Here is a 20,770-nt window from a genome sequence, read left to right as displayed (position 1 = left end):
CCGTGACGTCAGATGGCGGGGTGCTGGTCACGGACCGGGCTGAGCGACTCCAGCAGCGACGCGATGTGCAGGATCGTCGATTCGGAGTGCCAGTTGGCTGCCAGCTGCACACCGATCGGCATGCCGTCGCCGCTCGTGCCGAACCGCATGGACAGGGCCGGGAGTCCGGTCAGGTTGAACGGAATGGTCGCCGTCTGGATGTGGGCGGCGTCCACCGTCCGGCCGTTGATGGTGAACCGGGTGAGTCCGTGTTCGTGGGCGGGGACGGGCAGGACCGGGAGCAGGAGGGCGTCGTACCGCTGGAAGTACTCGGTGAACGCGTCCCGGAGACGTTCGATGCCCTGTTCGGCCAGGACGTAGTCGCGGATGGACGTGTCGGGGCCGGCGAGCATGGACCTGGAGACCTTGGCCATCTGGTCCTCGTGGCCGGCGGTGACGTCCCGGAAGGCCGGCTTCACCTCCATGACGTGCTGCCGGTAGAAGAGGTCGAGGGGGTTGTCCCGCTCGAATGCCGGGATGCCCACAGCCTCGACGTGAACCCCAGCGCCCTGGAGCGCTTCGGCGGCCTTCTGCACGGTGGCGGCGACCTCCGGGTCGATCGGGCCGAGTCCGGAGTCGACCAGCCAGCCGACGCGGACGGGCCGGTCGGGCGACGAGCCCAGGCCGGCGTCGAACGCGCGCGGAACGGTGGCGAAGCCGTCGGCGCCGTCCGGGCCGGAGAGCACCGAGTACGCCAGTGCGAGGTCGCGGATGGTGCGGGCCATCGGGCCGACGTGCCAGTCACGGCGCGGCACCCGCGGCCAGACACCGGTCATCGGGATACGCCCGTGCGTCGCCTTGAGGGCGGCGATGCCGGTGTGAGCAGCCGGCCCGCGCACCGAGATGGCCAGATCGCTTCCGAGCCCGAGCGGCGACATACCGGCCGCGATCGCCGCCGATTCCCCGCCGCTGGAACCGCCGGACGTGCGGTCGAGGTTCCAGGGGTTGTTCGTCCTGCCCGTCAGGAGGTTGTCGGACTCGGTCGAGTACGAGAACTCCGGGAGGTTCGTCTTCGCGAGCAGAATCGCACCGGCGCGCTTCATACGGGCCACGCTGGTGGCGTCCGTATCGGGGATGCGGCCCTCGAAGATCGGGGAACCGCGCTGGGTCAGCACCCCGGCGGTGTCGAACGAGTCCTTGACCGTGAACGGCACGCCGTGCAACGGCCCGGCCTCCACGCCGGCCGCGAGCGCCTCATCCGCGGCCTTCGCGGCCTCCAGAGCACCGTCGGCGAGTGTGACGATGGCGTTGACCTTCGGATCGATGGCCTTGATGCGATCGAGGTGCGCCCGCACCACCTCGACGGATGACACCTTCCTGTCGCGGATCAGTGCGGCGAGCCCGCTCGCGTCGGAGTGGATGAGGTCGGTCGTCATGATGATCTCCTTGTTTAGACCGGTCTACTATTCGTTGTCCTGACCGGTGCGCCGCAGGCGGCGAGGGCTTGTCAGGCGTGGAGGGCTTGTCAGACGTGGAGGACCTGGCGCGTGACGGTCATGGCGCGATCGAGATGGTCCGGGCTGCGATGGATCTTCGCCATGATGCTCGCTCCGAGCCACATGTTGTAGAGAGCCTCGGCCGTCGTGCGGGGGCTGTCGTCGACGGACACGGTCCCATCCGCGATGCCGTCGGTGATCATCCGCTCCAGTCGGTCGACGATCGCCGTGGTCCCGGATTTCGTCGCCACTCTCATCGCCTCGGAGAGGTCGGCCACCTCCGCGCCGAGCTTGACGACCAGACAACCGCCCTGGCAGCCGTCCACGGCTTGCGTGTCGTGGAAATTCTGCCAGTACCCCATCAGGTGCTCCGCGGAGCTCTTGCCCTGGTCGGCGACGATCCCGTCCATGGTCGCGAGGTACTCGTCGAAGTAGGCCTTCATCATCGCCTCGCCGAAGGCGTCCTTGGAGCCGAAGTAGTGGTAGAACGACCCCTTCGGAACACCGGCGGCGGCGAGGATCTCATTGATGCCGACCGCGGCGTAACCCTTGGCGGCCACGATCCGTCGCGCGGCGTCCAGAAGGCTCTTGCGCGTCTCCACCTTGGTCACTGGCATGGCTCGACCGTAACATCAGATTAGACCAGTCGTCTAGAGGGTGGTGTGTTCACCACCCCGTTGGGCACCGCGACCGCGGGGAAGGTCCGGCGTCCGGGTGTCCAGCGTCCCGGCCGGCCTGTGAACGGGTGCCCGGACCGCCTCATCGCCGACGAGACGGCTGAGGTCCGTCATCTGCACCCTCTCCAGCCAATCGGACAGGACCAGTCCCTCATCAGGGGTGAGCTTGATGATGATCTCCGCGTTCTCCACTGCTCGAACATAGTTCGGCGACCGCGCGGTGTCAGAGGTGCCTGGCACAGTGCCGCCGTGGACATCGATTCCTTCTGGAAGCTGATCGAAGAGTGCCGACGGCAGGCGCGGGACCGGGACGAACGGCTGGCGTGGTTGCGTGACGAGTTGTCGCGGAGGCCGCTGGCAGAGATTGTGCAATTCCAGGTTCGCCTGGACGAAGGGACGCACGAAGCCTTCACCTGGGATCTATGGGCTGCGGCGGAGCGGATCTTCGGCGGCTGGTGTTCGGACGACGGGTTCTGCTACTTCGGCCTGTGGATGGTGGGGCTCGGCCGGGACGCCTTCTCCAGGGCAGTGGCCGATCCCGACGCTCTGGCCGACGCCCCTGAGGTCCAGTGCCTGGTGGCTTGCCCTTGCGAGCTCTGGAACGACGACTGGCCCGAGTGGGAGTCGCTCGACTACGTCGCCATGGAGGCGTACGGGCTCCTTACCGGCGTCGATGACTGCGGCGACGCCTTCTATGAAGCCGTCGAAGCCGAGCAGGACGATATGGGGCGCAGCCGAGGGCCGCTCGGCGAGCAGTGGGACGTGCGGAGCGAAGCCGAGACGGCGCGCAAACTGCCTCGGCTGAGCGCGATGTTTCCCCTGGGGCCGCTGGCCCGATAGGGGCGACAGCGCGAGGAATCAGGTCAGCGTTTCGGCAAGGGGTGTCGACGGACAGGTGATGCCATTCGTGGCTGCAACCGTCGGAGCAGTAGCGCTCCCGTCGACGTCCGTCGGCGACGGCCGGCGCGACCGCGAGTGGCGGCCTTCACCAGGTGCGCCGGGCCATGACGGAAGTCGCTTCAACCGGTCACAGCCCCGTGACGTCCCTGGCCTTTTTCAGCACGGAGCCGAGCGCGTCCACCGCGGCGTCGTGCCGCCTCGCTCGTGCCGCCCGGTCCGCCGGCACCAGCCGCTCGGCAGCCTGCACGGCATAGGCGTCCGGGGCGCCGAAAGCAGTCTGCGGGTGCTCTCCCGTATCCGCGCAGTGCGTTGTGACGTCCTTGACCGCCCGGAGCACCACTGCCCGGTCCACGCCCGGCTGCATGGCCAGCCGTACCTGGAAACGCGCCATCCACTTCTCGCGGTCCTTTTCCCTCGCCGCGTCCGTTGTCCGGTCCTTCTTCGCCACGTGCTCTCCCGGGTGATCGGCAGCCGTCCGTCATGGAACTGGACGCCGGGACATCGAAGTGGGTTGCACAAACGAGAGACTGATGGGTCTCAGGTGACCGCCGGAACCGCACTGGCTCTGCCAACCCGGTCCACTGTCGCGGAACGTCACGGATCACGGGTTCTGGCACGGCTTCCAGCCCCGCGCACACCCGGCCCGGAAGTCCTGGTGACAGACAGACAGACAGCCGGCCTTGGTGACAGCTATCGTGCTTCGGCTCGCCTCATCAGTTGGCGACTACCAACAGCCAGTGACGGATACCGCTGCGAAGTGACAGTTGTCGCTGCGGGTCACGCGGGCCCGGATCTGTGGGGCGGAACACTTTTGCAAGCGTCTGCTTGCAAAAGTTAGCGGCGCGACGCAGGATGGAGTCATGGCATCACTCAACGTCGGCAATCTCGGTGAGTACCTGCGGGAACAGCGCCGCAACGCGCAGCTCTCGTTGCGGCAGCTCGCCGATGCCGCCGGGGTGTCGAATCCGTATCTGAGCCAGATCGAGCGCGGGCTGCGCAAGCCGAGCGCGGATATTTTGCAGCAGCTCGCCAAGGCGTTGCGGATCTCCGCGGAGACGCTGTACGTGCAGGCCGGGATGCTCGACGAGCGGGAGCGCGAGGAGTTGGAGACGCGTGGCGTCATCCTCGCCGATCCCTCGATCAACGAGCGGCAGAAGCAGGTGCTGCTCCAGATCTACGACTCGTTCCGCAAGGAGAACGCGCTCGACACGGACACCTCGGGACCGGCCTCGGAATCAGTCTCGGAGCATGCCTCTGAGCAGACTTCTGAGCGAGCCGCCCGTGCGGACGGCGGCAGTGCTGCCACCCCACCCTCAGACTGAACCGACCGGAAGGACCCCAGTCATGGCCATCACCGATGACCTGCGTAAGACCTTCAGCGACTCGAAGCCCCTCTACTTCGCCGCCGGTACCGCCGATCTCGCCGTGGAGCAGGCCAAGAAGGTGCCCGGTCTGATCGAGCAGATCCGGGCCGAGGCGCCGGGGCGGATCGACGCCGTACGGAACTCGGACCCCAAGGCCGTCCAGGAGAGGGTCGCCGGTCAGGCCAAAGAGGCTCAGGCGACCGTTCAGGCCAAGGTCACCGAGGTGATCGGTTCGCTCGACACCGATCTGCGGAAGCTGGGCGAGACCGCCCAGGACCTGGCGCTGCGCGGGGTGGGTGTGGCCGCGGAGTACGCGGTCAGGGCGCGTGAGACGTACGAGAAGGTCGCCGAGCGCGGCGAGCAGAGCGTACGGGCGTGGCGCGGCGAGGCGGCGGACGAGATCACCGAGATCGCCGTCGCCGTCGAGCCGGAGCCCGCGGCCAAGGCCGAGCCCGAGGCCGGGACGAAGGCGGAGCCCGTCGTCGAGGCGAAGGCCGGGCCCGTCGTCGAGGCCAAGCCCGCCGGTAAGAAGCCCGCGCCGCGCAAGCCGGCCGCCAAGAAGGCCACCCCTCCCGCCGCCGAGTAGGCCGGCCGGGACGGCGAGCGGAAGAACGGACCGGGCCGGGCACCTCAAGGGTGTCCGGCCCGTTGTCCAGGTACCTTCGACGTACGGATCGGCACACGGACCGCAAGGCGTCCCACCCACTGTTAGGCGGTGCTCAGCATGTTGCTCTCGGCATTCGGTTCTGTTCTGTGGCTGCTCAATCTGGCCATGCTCGTCCTCGCCGTCGTCGCGCTCTTCTTCTCCGCTACGACCCGTGAGGACGCCTACAGGGCGGCTGACAAGCAGACCAAGAAGTTCTGGCTGATCATTCTCGGTGTCACGGTCGCCGTGAACCTCTTCGTGCCGATGCTGTTCCTCCAGATCGCCGGGCTCGTCGCCACGATCGTCTTCATGGTCGACGTACGCCCCGCCGTCCAGCAGATCTCCGGTGGCGGCGGTGGCGGACGGCGCGGCGGTTCCAGCAGCGACGGTCCTTACGGTCCGTACAACGGCGGACGCTGACCGGCGCAGGCGCAGACACAGGTGCAGGCCCCGGCGCGGGCGGAGGTCGCGGACGCGAGTTGGACCGGGACCGTACGGTCGCCGCTCAGGGCCCGCTCAGGCGCCGCGGCCCAGCAGCAGGACCGCCACGTCGTCGGTCAGCTCGCCGCCGTTCAGCTCGCGCACCCGCGCGACGGCCGCCGCCAGCAGTTCGTCGCCGCGCAGCCCCGCGTCGAGCTGGGCGTTGATCATCTCGACCATGCCCTCCTCGCCGAGCCGCTGTCTGGTGTCCGGGCCCGCCCGGCCCTCTATCAGGCCGTCCGTGTACATCATCAGATTCCATGACCCGCCCAGCTCCACCTGTCGGCGTGGCCAGCGGGCCCGCGGCAGCAGGCCCAGCGCAGGGCCGCCCTCCTCGTACGGGAGGAGCCGTGCCGCCCGGCCCCTGCGGGTGATCAGCGGCGACGGGTGGCCGGCCAGGCACATCCCGGCGCGCCGTCCGTCCGGCGAGATGTCGACGGTGCAGAGCGTCGCGAAGATCTCCTCGCTCTCCCGCTCGTGCTCCAGGACCTGCTGGAGCGTCGAGAGGAGCTGATCGCCGCAGAGCCCGGCCAGCGTCAGCGCCCGCCACGCGATCCGCAGCTCCACGCCGAGTGCCGCCTCGTCGGGGCCGTGGCCGCAGACGTCGCCGATCATCGCGTGGACCGTACCGTCCGGCGTGCGGACCGTGTCGTAGAAGTCCCCGCCCAGCAGCGCACGGGAGCGGCCGGGGCGGTAACGGGCGGCGAAGCGCAGGTCCGAGCCCTGGAGCAGGGGAGTGGGCAGCAGGCCGCGCTCCAGCCGGGCGTTCTCCTGGGCGCGCAGCCGGGACTCGGTGAGCTGGCGCTGGGCGATGTCCGCGCGCTTGCGCTCGACGGCGTACCGGATGGCGCGGCTCAGCAGCCGTCCGTCCAGCTCGTCGCGGTAGAGGTAGTCCTGCGCGCCGACCCGTACGGCCGCCGCCCCCCGCTCGCCGTCGCCCTCCGCCGCCAGCGCGAGCACGGCATGGCGCGGGGCGAGCCGCAGGACGTGCTTCAGCGGGCCCAGCCCGTCGCCGTCGGCCGCGCCGGGCAGCGCGAGATCCACCAGGATGCAGTCGATGTCGTCCGTGAGCAGCCGCTCGGCCTCGGTGAGGTTGCGGGCGCTGCGGATACGGACGTGCGTACCCGCACCCTCCGGCAGTTCGGGGGTGGCGAAGGTGCCCGCGGGGTCGTCCTCGATCAGCAGCAGCGTGAGGGCGCCGCTCTTGACGGACTCCGTGACGGGTTCCATGGCGGGTTCCGGGACGGACTCCGTGGCGGTGGTCGTGCCGGCCGTGGTGCCGGTGGTGCTCGTGGTGCCCGTGCCGGCGGCTGGAGAACCAGTGCGCTGCCGCGGTACGGGTACAGATGCGGGTACGGACATCGGTCTGGGTTTCCTTCCCTCCCCCTGAGGGCACGGTGGAGCGACGATCGACGTTCCACCAGACGGGGACCATAGCGGTAGCCGCCACCCCAGTGGAATGGCGTACGGACCGGACCACACCGTCATATGCCGCTTCCCGTCACGCATCCGGCGGGATTCGGGGCTCTGCGCCCATGACAAACATCACGTGCGTACGCGCGTGTCATAAGGGACAACCATGGAACGCGTCACACGGGCCGCACGCGTGACGCGGCTTCCGCCCGGAGGGCGCGACTGGGCGGCGCGGTCCTATTTGTCCGGTCGTACGACTCCGAGGATGCGCATCGACCCCGCACCTGTGACCGTCACGTTCCGCCCCGGCCGGGGCGCGTGCACGATCTTGCCGTCGCCTATGTACATCCCGACGTGGCTCGCGTCCTGGTGGTAGATGATCAGATCACCGGGCCGCATGTTCTTGATGTCGATGCGCGGCAGCAGCCGCCACTGCTCCTGCGAGGTGCGCGGGATGGGCCGTCCGCCCGCCGCCCACGCCTGCGAGGTCAGCCCGGAGCAGTCGTACGAGTCCGGGCCCTCCGCGCCCCAGACGTACGGCTTGCCGACCTGCGCCGTCGCGAACCCGATCGCCTTCCTGCCCTGCGCGCTCGCCGTCCGGTTGATCTCCTGGAGCGCGCCGGAGCCGAGCCACGCCGTCTGCGCCGTGAGCGCGGCGTCCTTCTCCAACTGGGACAGCCGGGCGCGGTCCTTGCGCGCCAGACCCGATTCCAGTTTCTCGGCGGCGGCGATCTGCTTCGTGATCTCCTTCTTCGCCTTCTCCTTCTTGGCGCGGTTGGCCTCCAGCTCCTGCCACCGCGTCCCCGCGTCCGAGGTGTAGGTCTTCAAGTCCTCCTGCGCCCTGGAGAGTTCGGCGATGAGGTCCCGCGTGGCCTTCTGGCCCTCCCGGGCCCGCCCGACGCCGTCCAGGAAGAGCTGCGGATCGCCGGTGAGCATCAGCTCCGCCTCCTGCGGCAGTCCGCCGTCCCGGTACTGCGCCCGCGCGGCGGCACCGGCCTGCTTCTTGAGGCTGTCGAGCCGCACCTGCCCCTTGACGATGTCCTCCGTCAACCCGACGACTTCCGCCGACTGCTTCTTCGCGCGCTCGTCGGCGAGGTTGTACGCGTCGGTGGCGGAGGCGGCCTTCTGGTACAGGGCCTCTATCTCCTTGCGCACCTCGTCCAGGGAGGCCGCGGCCGTGCCCGACGCGGTGATGTCCGACGGCGTGACACCCGGGGGCAGTTCGACCGGGGGTGGTGCGACGGCGGGCGGCGATGTGGTCGGCGCGGGCCCGGGGGCGGCCGGGGGCGCGGGCGTCGCGTACGCCTGGCCCAGCAGGCCGGCTCCCGGTGCGGACAGCACGGCGAGCGCGCAGACCAGGGTGATCGCGGCAGAGACGCGACGGCGTCGGTTCACAGGCTCCCCCTCCAGGCCGACCACGCAGCAGACATATCTGATGAACCGTCAGTAACATCTCGCTACAGGCGAGATCGTGCCATGTCCGCCGTCAAAACGACAGAGGCCCCTCCCCGCAGGTGAGACGAACGGGCCCGCACAGTCGTTCCCCAGGCGCCTCGCGTGTTTCCGCTCCCCTCCCGTGTTCGCGTTCCCCTCCCATATCCGTGCTCCCGACGCGGCTCACCGACCGCGGCCGGGCTCAGCCCCTGCCCCAGCCCCCGTTCACGTCCCGGTCCACGCTCACGTTCCGGTCCCGGTCCCCGTACCCGTTACGGCTCCCGTCCCCGAACCCGGTGCCAGCGCCGCCCACTTCACCGTCACCTCGCCCTGCCGCCACCGGCGCGCGTCGTCCGCGAGCGGCCAGTCGGCCGACAGCTCCCGTACGGCCCTGATCCAGCGCTGCCGCGCACTCAGCGAGGCGTACGGGGCCGCCGCGGCCCACGCCCGGTCGAAGTCGCGCAGGAACGCGTGGACCGGCTCGCCCGGCACATTGCGGTGGATCAGCGCCTTCGGCAGCCGCTCCGCGAGATCGGAGGGGCGGTCGAGTGAACCGAGCCGCGTCGCGAACGTGACCGTACGCGGCCCCTCCTGGCCGAGTGCCACCCACACATGCCGCCGCCCGATCTCGTCGCACGTCCCCTCCACCAGCAGCCCGCCCGGCGCGAGGCGCGCGCACAGCCGCGCCCAGACCGCGGCGACCTCGCCCTCGTCGTACTGCCGCAGCACATTCGCCGCCCGGATCAGCACCGGCCGGCGGCCGTCGGGGAGCGGCACCTCGAAGCCGCCGTGCCGGAAGCGGAGCCCGTCCCTCTCGTACGGGAGCGCCGCGGCGACCCGCGCCGGCTCGATCTCGATGCCGGTGACCTCGGTACGCGGGTCCGCCGTGCGCAGCCGCCCCAGCAGCTCGACGGCGGTCCACGGGGCGGCCCCGTACCCCAGGTCCACCACCACGGGATCGGCCGAACGGCGCAGCGCCGGGCCGTGGGTGGCGGCGATCCAGCGGTCCATGCGGCGCAGCCGGTTCTGGTGGGTGGTGCCACGGGTCACCGTGCCCACCGGCCGGGCCGTACGAGTCGTACGGCTCGTACGTGGCGTCCGATCCGTATGAGCTGTATAAGCCGTATGAGCCGAAGAGGGCAGGTGCTGCGCCATACGGGTGAGCGTATCCAGATCGGGCACGGGCGCGCGGGTTGAGCCGTTGTCGGTAATGATTTGGCAAAACGGAAATGAAGGGGGTGCGTTCCACTGTTGACGGCCTTCGGAGGGGTCCCCACGCCCTTCCTTCGTCATGCTTCCCGGCATGCTTTCCTGCGAGAGGACCGTGGACGTGAGCCAGTACGTGTCCCGAATCGCCGGCACTTTCGCAGGTCCGCCCAGGCTGCGGCGCCTCCCAGGGCCGCACCGCAAGCCGCGCCGGATAGCCATGCTCAGCGTCCACACCTCGCCGCTGCACCAGCCGGGCACGGGCGACGCGGGCGGGATGAACGTGTACATCGTCGAGCTGGCGAAGCGCCTCGCCGCGATCGACATCGAGGTGGAGATCTTCACGCGCGCCACGACCGGTGGCCTGGCGCCCGCGGTGGAGCTGGCGCCCGGCGTGCTCGTACGCCATGTGGACGCCGGTCCGTACGAGGGGCTGGCCAAGGAGGAGCTGCCCGCGCAGCTCTGTGCCTTCACGCACGGCGTGATGCAGGCCTGGGCGGGCCAGCGCCCCGGTTACTACGACCTGGTCCACTCGCACTACTGGCTCTCGGGCCATGTCGGCTGGCTGGCCTCCGAGCGGTGGGGCGTCCCGCTGGTCCACGCCATGCACACGATGGCGAAGGTGAAGAACGCCGCGCTGGCGGAGGGCGACCGGCCCGAGCCCGCGGCCCGGGTCATCGGCGAGACCCAGATCGTGCGCGCCGCCGACCGCCTGATCGCCAACACGGCGGAGGAGGCCGACGACCTGATCCGCTTCTACGAGGCGGAGCCGGACAAGGCCGCGATCGTCCACCCCGGGGTGAATCTGGAGTGTTTCTGTCCGGCCGACGGCCGCGCCGCGGCCCGTGCCCGGCTGGGGCTTCCCCCGGACGCGTTCATCCCCCTCTTCGCCGGCCGTATCCAGCCGCTGAAGGCCCCCGACCTGCTGCTGCGCGCCGTGGCCGTCCTCCTGGAGCAGGACCCCTCGCTCCGCCGCAAACTGGTCGTTCCGGTCGTCGGCGGCCCGAGCGGCAGTGGCCTGGCCAAGCCGGAAGGGCTCCAGAAGCTGGCGGCGCGCCTCGGCATCGCCGATGTCGTACGGTTCCGGCCGCCGGTCGGGCAGGCGCGGCTCGCGGACTGGTTCCGGGCGGCCTCGGTACTGGTCATGCCCTCGTACAGCGAGTCCTTCGGCCTGGTGGCGATAGAGGCCCAGGCGGCGGGCACCCCGGTGGTGGCCGCCGCGGTGGGCGGACTTCCGGTGGCGGTACGGGACGGGGAGACCGGCTTCCTGGTCCCGGGCCACGAACCGGCGGCGTACGCGACGGCCCTGCGCCGCTTCCTCGACACCCCGGAGCTGGTCGACCGTATGGGAGCGGCGGCGGCGCGCCACGCCCAGTCCTTCGGCTGGGACACCGCGGCGGCGGCGACGGCGGACGTCTACACGGCGGCGGTCCAGGACCACCGGCGCCGCGGCCGCCCCCAGCACCACGGCTGACCCGCCCGCCCCGGCCGAGCCCGTGTCGTAGGCTCGGCCCATGGCTGACGTCGATGTCGTACAGCGGACCGCGCGGACCGGGCGGATCATCGAACAGGCGCTGAAAGGCGCCGAGCTGGAGTGGGAGAGCCCGGAGCCCGGCTCGTACGTCGTCACCCTCCCCGGCACCCGCAAGCTCTCGACGACCTGCTCGCTCCGCGTCGGGCGGCACGCGCTCTCCGTCAACGCGTTCGTGATCCGCCACCCGGACGAGAACGAGGGGGGCGTCCACCGCTGGCTGCTGGAGCGCAACCTCAAGCTGTACGGGGTGAGTTACGCGGTCGACACCCTCGGCGACATCTACCTCGCGGGCAAGCTGCCGCTGGCGGCTGTCACCGAGGACGAGATCGACCGGCTGCTCGGCTCGGTGCTGGAGGCGGCGGACGGTTCCTTCAACACCCTGCTGGAGCTGGGGTTCGCGAGCGCGATCCGCAAGGAGCACGCGTGGCGGGTGTCGCGCGGCGAGTCCACGCGGAACCTGGACGCGTTCGCGCATCTGACCCGGCGCGGCGAGGGGCCTGCCTCCGCCTGACAGCCCGAACGGTGGGCCGATCCGTGGACCGGCCCGTCGGCCGAGCGGTTGCTCACCCCCGTGCGGGGGCCACCGCCGCCAGATCGTCCACGCTTCCGGACATGATCGTGCGCACGCGCTCGGTGATGTGCTCGATCGGCCAGTCCCACCAGGCGAGCGAGAGCAGGCGGTCGATGTCCGGCTCGCTGAACCGCTTCCGGATGAGCTTCGCCGGGTTGCCGCCGACGATGCCGTAGTCCGGTACGTCGTCGACGACCACGGCGCCCGAGGCGATGATCGCACCGTTGCCGATGCGGACGCCGGGCATCACCGTCGCGCGGTAGCCGAACCAGACGTCATGTCCGACCACGGTGTCGCCCCGGCCGGGCAATCCGGTGATCAGGTCGAAGTGGTCGGACCAGGAACCACCCATGACGGGGAACGGAAATGTCGAGGGGCCGTCCATCCGGTGGTTGGCACCGTTCATGAGGAACCGCACACCCTCGCCCAGCGCGCAGAACTTCCCGATGACGAGTTCTTCCGGCCCGTAGTGGTAGAGCACGTTCCGGGTTTCGAAGGCGGTGGGGTCGTCCGGATCGTCGTAGTACGAGAACTCTCCGACCTTGATCAGCGGGGAGGTCACCAGCGGCTTGAGCAGGACGACGCGCGGCTGACCCGGCATCGGGTGAAGCACCGTCGGGTCGGCGGGAACAGCGGGCACGCGAACCGTTCTCCTCAGGGTCGGAGGTCCGGATGGCTCGCGCCCATGATCGCAGTGGCCTCGTCCGCCCGTCCAAGCGTTTTCGGCGCGGCCATGACAGTGCCCGCATCCTTCTCCACGCCCACGCCCACGCCCACGCCCGCGTCCTTCTCCGCGCCCGCGTCCGAAGGAGCAACGCCGGTGCCCCCGTCCGTACGCTCGCGCCCCACCGGATCCGACAGCCCCCGTACCAGCAGCCAGTACCCGAGCCCCGCCGCCGTCCCCAGCGCCGCGCACGCGCCCCACAGCCAGTTCGCGCCGAACCGGTCGATCACGAAGCCCGACATCAGCGGGGCGATCAGCGCCGCCGCCGACCAGGACATCGTGTACATCCCCTGGTAGCGGCCCCGGCCGTGGAGCGGGGAGAGCCGGACGACCAGTCCCGTCTGCGTCGGCGCGTTGACGATCTCGGCCAGCGTCCAGACGACGACCGTCAGCGCGTACACGCCCAGCGACCCGGCGAACGCCGTCAGGCCGAAGCCGTACCCCGCCAGGACCGACGAGGCGATCAGCAGATGGCGCGGGTCGCGGTGCTGGATGAAGCGGGTGACCGGTATCTGGAGGACCACGATCAGTACGCCGTTGACCGCGATCGCCGTGCCGTAATCGGCGCTGTCGAACCCGGCCGCGCCCATCGCCACCGGCAGCCCCACGTACCCCTGCTGGAAGATCAGCGCCACCACGAAGGACAGTCCGACGACGCTCATGAAACGACCGTCCCGCAGGACCGCCCCCAGCCCCGCCCCCGCCGGAACACCCGCCCGTGAGCCCGCGCCCGCCCCCGACCCAGCACCCGCGCCCGACCCAGCACCCGCACCCGCGCCCGTCGGCCCCGTACCTTCGGGCCGGGACTCCGGCACCCTCAGGTAGACCACCACCGCGCAGGCCAGTGTCAGTACGGCCTCGCCCAGGAAGCCCGCGAGGTAGCTGTACTGCGCGATGAACCCGGCGCCCGCCGCCGAGACCGCGAAGCCCAGATTGATCGCCCAGTAGTTCAGGGAGAACGCCCTCACCCGGTCCTCGGGCCGGACGATGTCCGCGATCATCGCCTGCACGGCGGGCCGCGAGGCGTTCGAGGCCATCCCGACCAGGAACGCCACCGCCGCGATCGCCACCGGGTCCCGCATGAAACCGAGCAGCGCGACCGACGCCGCCGTCGACACCTGCGCGAACAGGATCGTGGGGCGCCGCCCCAGCCGGTCGGTCAACACCCCGGCGCCGAGCGCGGAGACCACCCCGCCGAGCCCGTGGAGCGAGGCCACCAGCCCCGCGTACGAGGCGGAGTAGCCCCGGTCCAGGGTCAGGTACAGCGCCATGAAGGTGGCGACGAACGCCCCGAGCCGGTTGACGAGAGTGCTCGTCCACAGCCACCAGAACTCCCGGGGCAGCCCCGAGACGCTGTCGCGCACCCCTCGCCGCAACCCGGTGGCCCAGACGGCGGCCATGGTCGTGACCGACGTGGAAACGGACATACAGGTCCCCCGGGGCAGTGTGGTGACGAGCGGTGGTGACCGTCAGCGGCGCGACCGACCGGCACTGCGACGAACAGGGGAAATGTATGTACGGGCGCCCCTGGTCCGCCACCCGATTGGCCTCACTCGTCCATCGTCGGAAGCCGCGCGGACCGGGGCACGAGGCGCCCCCGGACCGCGCGCGACGGGTCCATTAGGCTTTGGCCCATGGCCGACGCACCGTACAAGCTGATCCTCCTCCGCCACGGCGAGAGCGAATGGAACGCGAAGAACCTGTTCACCGGCTGGGTGGACGTCAACCTCACCGACAAGGGCGAGAAGGAAGCCGTCCGGGGCGGCGAGCTGCTCAAGGACGCCGGCCTGCTGCCCGACGTGCTGCACACCTCCCTCCAGAAGCGCGCCATCCGCACCGCGCAGCTCGCGCTGGAGTCCGCCGACCGCCACTGGATCCCCGTCCAGCGCTCCTGGCGCCTGAACGAGCGCCACTACGGCGCACTCCAGGGCAAGGACAAGGCGCAGACGCTCGCCGAGTTCGGCGAGGAGCAGTTCATGCTCTGGCGCCGCTCGTACGACACCCCGCCCCCCGCGCTGGAGGACGGCACGGAGTTCTCGCAGAGCGACGACCCCCGCTACGCCACGATCCCCAGCGAGCTGCGCCCGCGCACGGAGTGCCTCAAGGACGTCGTGGAGCGGATGCTCCCGTACTGGTACGACGCGATCGTCCCGGACCTGCTCTCCGGCCGTACGGTCCTGGTCGCCGCCCACGGCAACAGCCTGCGCGCGCTGGTCAAGCACCTCGACGGGGTCTCGGACGCCGACATCGCGGGCCTGAACATCCCGACCGGCATCCCGCTCGTCTACGAACTGGACGCCGACTTCCACCCGGTCAACCCGGGCGGCACCTACCTGGACGCGGACGCGGCGGCCGCCGCCATCGAGGCCGTGAAGAACCAGGGCAAGAAGAAGTAGGACCGCCTTACTTGGGCGCGCCTCACGTGGGCCCGCCTCAGGCGAGTCCACCCGCACAGGCCCCCTATCAGCGACTCCTTCGCTGGTAGGGGGCCTGTTGCTGTGCCCGGACCTTCCATTTCGTTAGAGGCTATTACGAAGATTATTGACACTCTCTCGGCAATGCGTTAGAACTTCTCACGAACCCGAGGGCCGGTAACCGACTCGCGATCCTGACGAGACGTCAGGGGGCACGAGGCGTGGCGGAGCACTGCGCCGGATCCCCAGCACCGTGAGAACGCAGAGGAGAGCGCACGTGTTTGAACGCTTGGCCGAATGGACGATCCGCCGGTCCCGGCTGGTACTCGTCATCGCCGTCGTGGTCGTGGCCCTCATGGGGGCGCTGGGAGCCGGAGCGTTCGGCAAGCTGCTCGGCGGCGGCTTCGACGACCCCGCCTCCCAGTCCACGCGGGCCGCTCAGGTCATCGGCGAGAAGTTCGGCGGGGAGACCAACCTGGTTCTGCTCGTCCGCGCCCCCGACGGCCGCGTCGACACCCCCGATGCCGCGCGGAGCGGCGAGGCCCTGGTGGCCGACCTCAAGAAGGAGGAGAGCCTCACCAACGTCGTCTCGTACTGGGACACGGACAGCCCCGATCTCCGCTCCCGGGACGGCCGCGAGGCCATGGTGCTCGCCCATGTGACGGGTGACGAGACGGAGCAGCGCGAAAACGCCCGGCAGATCATCGACACCTACACCGGAACGGACAAGGGCGCCCTCACGGTCGAGGCCGGAGGCGGTGCCGCCGTGGGCAGCGACCTGTCGACGCAGGTGGTCGACGATCTGGTCCTGGCCGAGATCATCGCCATACCGCTCACCCTCGTACTGCTCCTGTTCGTCTTCGGCAGCGTCGTCGCGGCCCTGCTGCCGCTGGTCATCGCGGTCATCGCGGTCATCGGCTCGTTCGCCCAGCTCTTCCTCCTCGGCAGCGTCACCGATGTCGCCGACACCGCGACCAACCTCACCACCGCCCTGGGCCTCGGGCTGGGCATCGACTACGCCCTGCTGATGACCAGCCGGTTCCGGGAGCAGCTCGCGGCAGGGGCGAGCGTGGACGACGCCGTGCGGCGCACGGTGAGCACCGCGGGCCGTACCGTCGCGTTCTCCGCCGCGACCGTGGCGGCGGCGCTCGCGTCACTCCTGGTGTTCCCGCAGTACTTCCTGCGCTCGTTCGGCTTCGCCGGGGCCGGCGTCGTCGCCATCGCCGCCCTCGCCACCCTGTTCGTGATGCCGGCCCTGCTGGCCGTCCTGGGCCACCGGGTCAACAGCGGGCGGCTGCCGTGGGCGAAGCCGGGGCGCTCCGGTGCCCGGGAGCCGATGTGGGGGCGGCTGGCCCGTACGGTCATGCGGCGACCTGTGCTCACCGCGCTCCCCGTGCTGGCCGTACTGCTGGTGGCGGCGAGTCCGCTGCTGGGCATCACCTTCGGCACCCCGGACGAACGCGTCCTGCCCGAGGACGCCGCCAGCCGCCAGGTCTCCACAGCGCTGCGGGAGAACTTCGGCGGCAGCGAGGACGCGGCCCTCCACATCGTCATCGACAAGTCCGTGGACGACGCCCCGCTGGAGTCGTACGCGGTCGCGCTCTCCGGCCTCAAGGACGTCGTACGCGTCGAGACCGGTACGGGAAGCTACGCCGCGGGACAGGCCACGCCGCCCGGCCCCGGCAGCGCAACCCTCGGCCGGCCCGACGCGCAGCGCATCAACGTGACCAGCTCCCTGACGCCGAAGTCGGACGCGGCCCAGAACCTGGTCAGGGAAGTGCGGGCGCTCGCCCCGCCCGCCGGGACACACCCCCTGGTGGGCGGAACCGACGCCGTACTGGTCGACACCAGGGACTCCATCGCCGACCGGCTCCCGATGGCCGTGGCCCTGATCGTCCTCACCACCTTCGTCCTGCTCTTCCTCTTCACCGGCAGCGTCGTGCAGCCGCTGCGCGCACTGGCCCTCAACGTGATCAGCCTGGCGGCCACCCTCGGCGTCATGACCTGGATCTTCCAGGACGGCAACCTCTCCTCCCCGCTCGGCTTCACGGCGCAGCCGATGGAGGTGTCGATGACCGTGCTGATGTTCTGCATCGCCTTCGGTCTCTCGATGGACTACGAGGTGTTCGTCACCAGCCGGATCAAGGAACTCCATGATCTGGGCGCGGACAACGAGACCGCCGTGGCCGACGGACTCGGCCACACCGGGCGCATCGTCAGCGCGGCGGCCTTCCTCCTCGCGGTGAGCTTCTTCGCCTTCGGCACCGCCAAGATCAGCTTCATGCAGATGTTCGGGCTGGGCAGCGGGCTGGCCATCCTCATCGACGCCCTGGCCGTACGCGGCGTACTCGTCCCGGCCGCGATGCGGCTGCTCGGCCGCTCGGCCTGGTACGCGCCCGGCTTCCTCCGCAAGCTCCATGACCGGATCGGCCTCAGCGAGGGCGGCCCCGAACCCACGGCCGCCAAGGAACCCGCGATGGCGAAGTAGGCGGCGACGGCGCGGCCGAGAAGGCCGGGGAACGGCCGGAGGGCCCCGTCCGGCGGAACGTGATCGTACGTTCCGTCCGGGCGGGGCCCTCCGCGTGCGCGTGCTGTGAGCGAAATACGTCGTCGTACGTCCGTCGTCGTACGTCTTCGCATACGTGACGGTGCGCGTCAGCGGCCGCGGCCGGCTGGCCGGCCGGTCAGGGGCGCCGGCCGTCAGCCGCAGCCCCCGCCGCACTGGCACGGGCCGCCCGACTGGCAGCCGCAGCCGCAGCCGGAGCCGCAGCCGCACGCGCCGAGAACGGGCGGACGTACGACGGAGACAGAGGCCGCCGGGGCCTGCTGCCGGGGGGCGGTGGTAGGGGAATCGGCCATGGGATCCTCCTCAAGGCGTGCACGGATGTCGCCTCCGCCATTGCATGCCCGTCGAAGCCGGGGCAACAACGGCGCATGCGCGGCGCACCCGCGCAAGCGCGGCGGTTCGCGCCCCTTCCGCGCCCCTGCCTCACCTCTGCACGCCTATGCGCCCTCGACCGGGGTGTCGGCCGCCTGGATCTCGTCCGCGTGCTCGCCCGTCACCAGGTAGACGACCCGCTTGGCGACCGACACCGCGTGGTCCGCGAACCGCTCGTAGTAGCGGCCCAGCAGCGTCACGTCCACCGCCGTCTCGATGCCGTGCTTCCAGCGGTCGTCCATCAGGTGCTGGAAGAGCGTGCGGTGGAGCAGGTCCATCTCGTCGTCGTCCTGTTCGAGCTGGAGCGCCAGCTCGACGTCCTTGGTGACGATGACCTCGGCGGCCTTCGCCATCAGACGCTGCGCGAGCTGCCCCATCTCCAGCAGCGTCGCGTGCAGGTCGCGCGGCACGGGCGACTCCGGGAAACGCAGCCGGGCCTGCTTGGCCACGTGCTGGGCCAGGTCACCGGCGCGCTCCAGGTCGGCGCTCATCCGCAGCGACGTGACCACGATCCGCAGATCCGTCGCCACCGGCTGCTGCCGCGCCAGCAGCGCGATGGCGCGCGCCTCCAGCTCGTGCTGGAGCGTGTCGACCTTGTCGTCGGCCGCGATCACACTCTCGGCGAGCTTCAGATCCGCGTCGAGCATGGCGGTGGTGGCACGCCCTATGGCGGAACCGACCAGCCGGGCCATCTCGACCAGGTCTTCGCCTATCGAGTCCAGTTCCTCGTGGTACGCGTCCCGCATGGGGTTTGTCCCTCTCTCGACGTTCTTATAACGTTTTTGCCAGAGGCAGGGCCGGGGGCCGGGGCCAGGAGCCACGGTGGCCGGGACCCTACGCTCCCACGTTCTGTCCGTTACGCGTCCGGCTCCTCCCTCCCAAATGAACCGGCACTTTCCCCTCGGTGAACTCTGGGCGACGAGTGTTCGAGGAGACACCCTGATGGCTGGGAGCATGTCGGTGGCCGCGCATAACCTGGGACACATGGACGTGAACGCGGCAGTCGCCGCATTGGCAGCGATCGCCGGGGTGTGTACCGGCGTGATCGCCATGCTGGCGTTTCGCTGGAGCGAACGCGACCAGGCAAGACCTACACGCACCTCACTGCACACGGATGCCGTACTGCCCCCGGGCGTCGACACCGTCCTCTCGGTGCTGCGCTCCTCGGCCGTCGTGCTCGACGAGAGCGACTCCGTCGTCAAGGCCAGCTCGGCGGCGTACGCCCTCGGCCTGGTCAGAGGCGGCAAGCTCGCCGTCGAGCCCATGCTGGTCATGGCCCGTGACACCCGCAGGGACGGCGAGATACGACAGGTGGAGCTGGACCTCCCCCGGAGGGGTACGGGCCGGGGCGAGGCCCTCGCCGTCTCCGCCCGGGTCGCCCCGCTCGGCTCCCGTCTCGTCCTCCTCCTGGTCGAGGACCTCACGGAAGCCCGCCGTATCGAAGCGGTACGACGCGACTTCGTGGCGAACGTGAGCCACGAGCTGAAGACCCCGACGGGCGCGCTCTCGCTGCTCTCCGAGGCCGTCATGGACGCCTCGGACGACCCCGAGGCGGTCACCCGGTTCGCCGGCCGGATGCAGATCGAGGCGACGCGCCTCACCAATCTGGTCCAGGAGCTGATCGACCTCTCCCGGGTGCAGAACGACGACCCGCTGGAGGACTCGGAGTCCGTACGGGTGGACGAACTGGTCGCCGAGGCCATCGACCGGTCCCGGCAGCCCGCGTCCACGAAACAGATCACCATGGCCTCGGGCGGCTCGGCCGACCTGCGGGTATGGGGAAACCGCGGCCAGCTCGCCGCCGCCCTCGGCAACCTCGTCGAGAACGCGGTCAACTACTCACCGGCCCGCACGCGCGTCGGTATCGCCGCGCACCGCGTCTCCGCCACCGGCGGGGACCTGATCGAGATAGCCGTGACCGATCAGGGCATAGGTATCTCCGAGAGGGACCGCGAGCGGGTCTTCGAGCGCTTCTACCGCGTCGACCCGGCCCGCTCCCGGGCCACCGGTGGTACGGGCCTCGGCCTCGCCATCGTCAAGCATGTGGCCGCCTCGCACGGCGGGGAGGTCACGGTGTGGAGCGCCGAAGGCCAGGGCTCCACCTTCACCCTGAGGCTGCCCGAGGCGGGCGCCGGACGGGACCGCACACCCACCACCGGGCCGGACGAAGACGACCACGCCCCCTACGCCACCGCAACAGACCCCAGCCGCGGCCTTCGGCTGGATTCCCCGACCGTGATACCTGCCCCGGAGGTCCTTCCGTGACCCGAGTGCTCGTCGTCGAGGATGAGGAATCCTTCAGCGACGCCCTTTCCTACATGCTCCGCAAGGAAGGCTTCGAGGTCGCGATCGCGACCACCGGGCCCGCGGGGCTCGACGAGTTCGAACGCAACGGCGCCGACCTCGTCCTCCTCGACCTGATGCTGCCCGGCCTGCCGGGCACCGAGGTCTGCCGCCAGCTGCGCGGCAGGTCGAACGTCCCGGTGATCATGGTGACCGCCAAGGACAGCGAGATCGACAAGGTGGTCGGCCTGGAGATAGGAGCCGACGACTACGTGACCAAGCCCTTCTCCTCGCGGGAGCTGGTCGCGCGCATCCGCGCGGTCCTGCGCCGCCGCGGCGAGCCGGAGGAGGTCACCCCGGCCGCCCTGGAGGCCGGCCCGGTCCGGATGGACGTGGACCGCCATGTCGTCACGGTCTCCGGCGGCAAGGTCGACCTCCCGCTCAAGGAGTTCGACCTGCTGGAGATGCTGCTGCGCAACGCGGGCCGCGTGCTGACCCGTATGCAGCTCATCGACCGGGTCTGGGGCGCGGACTACGTGGGTGACACCAAGACCCTCGACGTCCACGTCAAGCGCCTGCGCGCCAAGATCGAACCGGACCCGGGAGCGCCCCGCTACCTGGTGACGGTACGAGGCCTGGGCTACAAGTTCGAGCCGTAAACCGTCGAGCCGCACACCGGCGGACCCGCACATTGCACATACGGCGTTGGCG

General features: G+C 70.3%; 21 protein-coding genes. 10 read left to right on the top strand and 11 right to left on the bottom strand.

The window, feature by feature from the left end:
- Positions 1-8 precede the first annotated feature (8 nt).
- The 3 genes from ACFXPL_RS28665 to ACFXPL_RS28655 form a co-directional block, all read right to left on the bottom strand.
- Entirely contained in the window at positions 9-1,415 is a 1,407-nt protein-coding gene (locus ACFXPL_RS28665; protein WP_384924981.1) for an amidase, read from the bottom strand.
- An 89-nt stretch (positions 1,416-1,504) separates the two neighbouring features.
- Positions 1,505-2,092: a TetR/AcrR family transcriptional regulator gene (locus ACFXPL_RS28660; RefSeq protein ID WP_384924980.1), complete on the bottom strand. Its 588-nt coding sequence runs from the start codon at positions 2,090-2,092 to the stop codon at positions 1,505-1,507.
- 33 nt (positions 2,093-2,125) lie between these two features.
- Complete coding sequence (locus ACFXPL_RS28655) at positions 2,126-2,344, bottom strand: hypothetical protein (protein ID WP_384924978.1); 219 nt, start codon at positions 2,342-2,344, stop codon at positions 2,126-2,128.
- A gap of 57 nt (positions 2,345-2,401) precedes the next feature.
- Between ACFXPL_RS28655 and ACFXPL_RS28650 the strand changes: the two genes are divergently transcribed.
- Positions 2,402-2,992: a DUF4240 domain-containing protein gene (locus ACFXPL_RS28650; RefSeq protein WP_384924976.1), complete on the top strand. Its 591-nt coding sequence runs from the start codon at positions 2,402-2,404 to the stop codon at positions 2,990-2,992.
- Positions 2,993-3,179: 187 nt separating this feature from the next.
- On the opposite strand, the gene ACFXPL_RS28645 is transcribed toward ACFXPL_RS28650, so the two are convergent.
- Positions 3,180-3,500: a hypothetical protein gene (locus ACFXPL_RS28645; RefSeq protein WP_384924974.1), complete on the bottom strand. Its 321-nt coding sequence runs from the start codon at positions 3,498-3,500 to the stop codon at positions 3,180-3,182.
- Positions 3,501-3,912: 412 nt separating this feature from the next.
- On the opposite strand from ACFXPL_RS28645, the gene ACFXPL_RS28640 reads away from it, so the two are divergent.
- From ACFXPL_RS28640 to ACFXPL_RS28630, 3 genes are all read left to right on the top strand, one after another.
- On the top strand, positions 3,913-4,374 hold the full coding sequence (locus tag ACFXPL_RS28640) for a helix-turn-helix domain-containing protein (protein ID WP_384924972.1): 462 nt from the start codon (positions 3,913-3,915) through the stop codon (positions 4,372-4,374).
- A gap of 22 nt (positions 4,375-4,396) precedes the next feature.
- Positions 4,397-5,002, top strand: coding sequence for a hypothetical protein (locus tag ACFXPL_RS28635; protein WP_384924970.1), 606 nt, complete (start codon positions 4,397-4,399; stop codon positions 5,000-5,002).
- 138 nt (positions 5,003-5,140) lie between these two features.
- Positions 5,141-5,482, top strand: a complete 342-nt coding sequence (locus ACFXPL_RS28630) for a DUF2516 family protein (protein WP_384925046.1) — start codon at positions 5,141-5,143, stop codon at positions 5,480-5,482.
- A gap of 96 nt (positions 5,483-5,578) precedes the next feature.
- Here the strand turns inward: ACFXPL_RS28630 and ACFXPL_RS28625 are convergent, their stop codons facing one another.
- From ACFXPL_RS28625 to ACFXPL_RS28615, 3 genes are all read right to left on the bottom strand, one after another.
- Positions 5,579-6,772 (bottom strand): PP2C family protein-serine/threonine phosphatase, encoded by a 1,194-nt coding sequence (locus ACFXPL_RS28625; protein WP_384925044.1) that lies wholly within the window; start codon positions 6,770-6,772, stop codon positions 5,579-5,581.
- Between the two features lie 420 nt (positions 6,773-7,192).
- Positions 7,193-8,350, bottom strand: a complete 1,158-nt coding sequence (locus ACFXPL_RS28620; protein WP_384924968.1) for an NlpC/P60 family protein — start codon at positions 8,348-8,350, stop codon at positions 7,193-7,195.
- A gap of 282 nt (positions 8,351-8,632) precedes the next feature.
- A complete protein-coding gene (locus ACFXPL_RS28615) occupies positions 8,633-9,400 on the bottom strand; it encodes a class I SAM-dependent methyltransferase (protein WP_384925042.1) in 768 nt (255 codons plus the stop codon).
- A 319-nt stretch (positions 9,401-9,719) separates the two neighbouring features.
- On the opposite strand from ACFXPL_RS28615, the gene mshA reads away from it, so the two are divergent.
- Positions 9,720-11,069, top strand: coding sequence for a D-inositol-3-phosphate glycosyltransferase (gene mshA / locus ACFXPL_RS28610; RefSeq protein ID WP_384924967.1), 1,350 nt, complete (start codon positions 9,720-9,722; stop codon positions 11,067-11,069).
- A 40-nt stretch (positions 11,070-11,109) separates the two neighbouring features.
- Positions 11,110-11,640, top strand: a complete 531-nt coding sequence (locus tag ACFXPL_RS28605) for a YbjN domain-containing protein (RefSeq protein ID WP_384924965.1) — start codon at positions 11,110-11,112, stop codon at positions 11,638-11,640.
- A gap of 52 nt (positions 11,641-11,692) precedes the next feature.
- On the opposite strand, the gene ACFXPL_RS28600 is transcribed toward ACFXPL_RS28605, so the two are convergent.
- Positions 11,693-12,301: a CatB-related O-acetyltransferase gene (locus ACFXPL_RS28600; RefSeq protein ID WP_384925040.1), complete on the bottom strand. Its 609-nt coding sequence runs from the start codon at positions 12,299-12,301 to the stop codon at positions 11,693-11,695.
- A gap of 53 nt (positions 12,302-12,354) precedes the next feature.
- A complete protein-coding gene (locus ACFXPL_RS28595) occupies positions 12,355-13,824 on the bottom strand; it encodes an MDR family MFS transporter (RefSeq protein WP_384925038.1) in 1,470 nt (489 codons plus the stop codon).
- Positions 13,825-14,058: 234 nt separating this feature from the next.
- On the opposite strand from ACFXPL_RS28595, the gene ACFXPL_RS28590 reads away from it, so the two are divergent.
- Entirely contained in the window at positions 14,059-14,820 is a 762-nt protein-coding gene (locus ACFXPL_RS28590) for a phosphoglyceromutase (RefSeq protein WP_384924963.1), read from the top strand.
- A gap of 295 nt (positions 14,821-15,115) precedes the next feature.
- The gene (locus tag ACFXPL_RS28585) at positions 15,116-17,326 is read left to right on the top strand and encodes an MMPL family transporter (RefSeq protein ID WP_384924961.1); all 2,211 of its coding nucleotides are present in this window, start codon (positions 15,116-15,118) and stop codon (positions 17,324-17,326) included.
- A 212-nt stretch (positions 17,327-17,538) separates the two neighbouring features.
- Here the strand turns inward: ACFXPL_RS28585 and ACFXPL_RS28580 are convergent, their stop codons facing one another.
- Both ACFXPL_RS28580 and phoU read right to left on the bottom strand, forming a co-directional pair.
- Positions 17,539-17,697 carry a hypothetical protein gene (locus ACFXPL_RS28580; RefSeq protein WP_384924959.1) on the bottom strand — a complete coding sequence of 53 codons (159 nt, stop codon included), beginning with the start codon at positions 17,695-17,697 and terminating at the stop codon, positions 17,539-17,541.
- A 144-nt stretch (positions 17,698-17,841) separates the two neighbouring features.
- The gene (phoU, locus tag ACFXPL_RS28575; protein ID WP_384924957.1) at positions 17,842-18,522 is read right to left on the bottom strand and encodes a phosphate signaling complex protein PhoU; all 681 of its coding nucleotides are present in this window, start codon (positions 18,520-18,522) and stop codon (positions 17,842-17,844) included.
- Between the two features lie 238 nt (positions 18,523-18,760).
- Between phoU and ACFXPL_RS28570 the strand changes: the two genes are divergently transcribed.
- Complete coding sequence (locus ACFXPL_RS28570; protein WP_384924955.1) at positions 18,761-20,041, top strand: sensor histidine kinase; 1,281 nt, start codon at positions 18,761-18,763, stop codon at positions 20,039-20,041.
- The gene (locus ACFXPL_RS28565) at positions 20,038-20,718 is read left to right on the top strand and encodes a response regulator transcription factor (RefSeq protein ID WP_046498012.1); all 681 of its coding nucleotides are present in this window, start codon (positions 20,038-20,040) and stop codon (positions 20,716-20,718) included. The genes ACFXPL_RS28570 and ACFXPL_RS28565 overlap by 4 nt, the downstream gene beginning before the upstream one ends.
- Positions 20,719-20,770 lie beyond the last annotated feature (52 nt).

Source organism: Streptomyces sp. NPDC059092, assembly GCF_042756365.1.
In the GTDB taxonomy this organism is placed as follows: Bacteria; Actinomycetota; Actinomycetes; order Streptomycetales; family Streptomycetaceae; genus Streptomyces.
This window is presented reverse-complemented; position numbering and strand designations above follow the sequence as displayed.

Bases quoted from the DNA above. Each gene is read 5' to 3' on its own strand.
- ACFXPL_RS28630 (WP_384925046.1), top strand. From the start codon at position 5,141: ATGTTGCTCTCGGCATTCGGTTCTGTTCTGTGGCTGCTCAATCTGGCC.
- ACFXPL_RS28665 (WP_384924981.1), bottom strand. From the start codon at position 1,415: ATGACGACCGACCTCATCCACTCCGACGCGAGCGGGCTCGCCGCACTG.
- ACFXPL_RS28580 (WP_384924959.1), bottom strand. From the start codon at position 17,697: ATGGCCGATTCCCCTACCACCGCCCCCCGGCAGCAGGCCCCGGCGGCC.
- ACFXPL_RS28600 (WP_384925040.1), bottom strand. From the start codon at position 12,301: ATGCCGGGTCAGCCGCGCGTCGTCCTGCTCAAGCCGCTGGTGACCTCC.
- ACFXPL_RS28640 (WP_384924972.1), top strand. From the start codon at position 3,913: ATGGCATCACTCAACGTCGGCAATCTCGGTGAGTACCTGCGGGAACAG.
- ACFXPL_RS28590 (WP_384924963.1), top strand. From the start codon at position 14,059: ATGGCCGACGCACCGTACAAGCTGATCCTCCTCCGCCACGGCGAGAGC.
- ACFXPL_RS28605 (WP_384924965.1), top strand. From the start codon at position 11,110: ATGGCTGACGTCGATGTCGTACAGCGGACCGCGCGGACCGGGCGGATC.
- phoU (WP_384924957.1), bottom strand. From the start codon at position 18,522: ATGCGGGACGCGTACCACGAGGAACTGGACTCGATAGGCGAAGACCTG.
- ACFXPL_RS28660 (WP_384924980.1), bottom strand. From the start codon at position 2,092: ATGCCAGTGACCAAGGTGGAGACGCGCAAGAGCCTTCTGGACGCCGCG.
- ACFXPL_RS28570 (WP_384924955.1), top strand. From the start codon at position 18,761: ATGGACGTGAACGCGGCAGTCGCCGCATTGGCAGCGATCGCCGGGGTG.
- ACFXPL_RS28635 (WP_384924970.1), top strand. From the start codon at position 4,397: ATGGCCATCACCGATGACCTGCGTAAGACCTTCAGCGACTCGAAGCCC.
- ACFXPL_RS28595 (WP_384925038.1), bottom strand. From the start codon at position 13,824: ATGGCCGCCGTCTGGGCCACCGGGTTGCGGCGAGGGGTGCGCGACAGC.
- ACFXPL_RS28615 (WP_384925042.1), bottom strand. From the start codon at position 9,400: ATGGACCGCTGGATCGCCGCCACCCACGGCCCGGCGCTGCGCCGTTCG.
- ACFXPL_RS28625 (WP_384925044.1), bottom strand. From the start codon at position 6,772: ATGGAACCCGTCACGGAGTCCGTCAAGAGCGGCGCCCTCACGCTGCTG.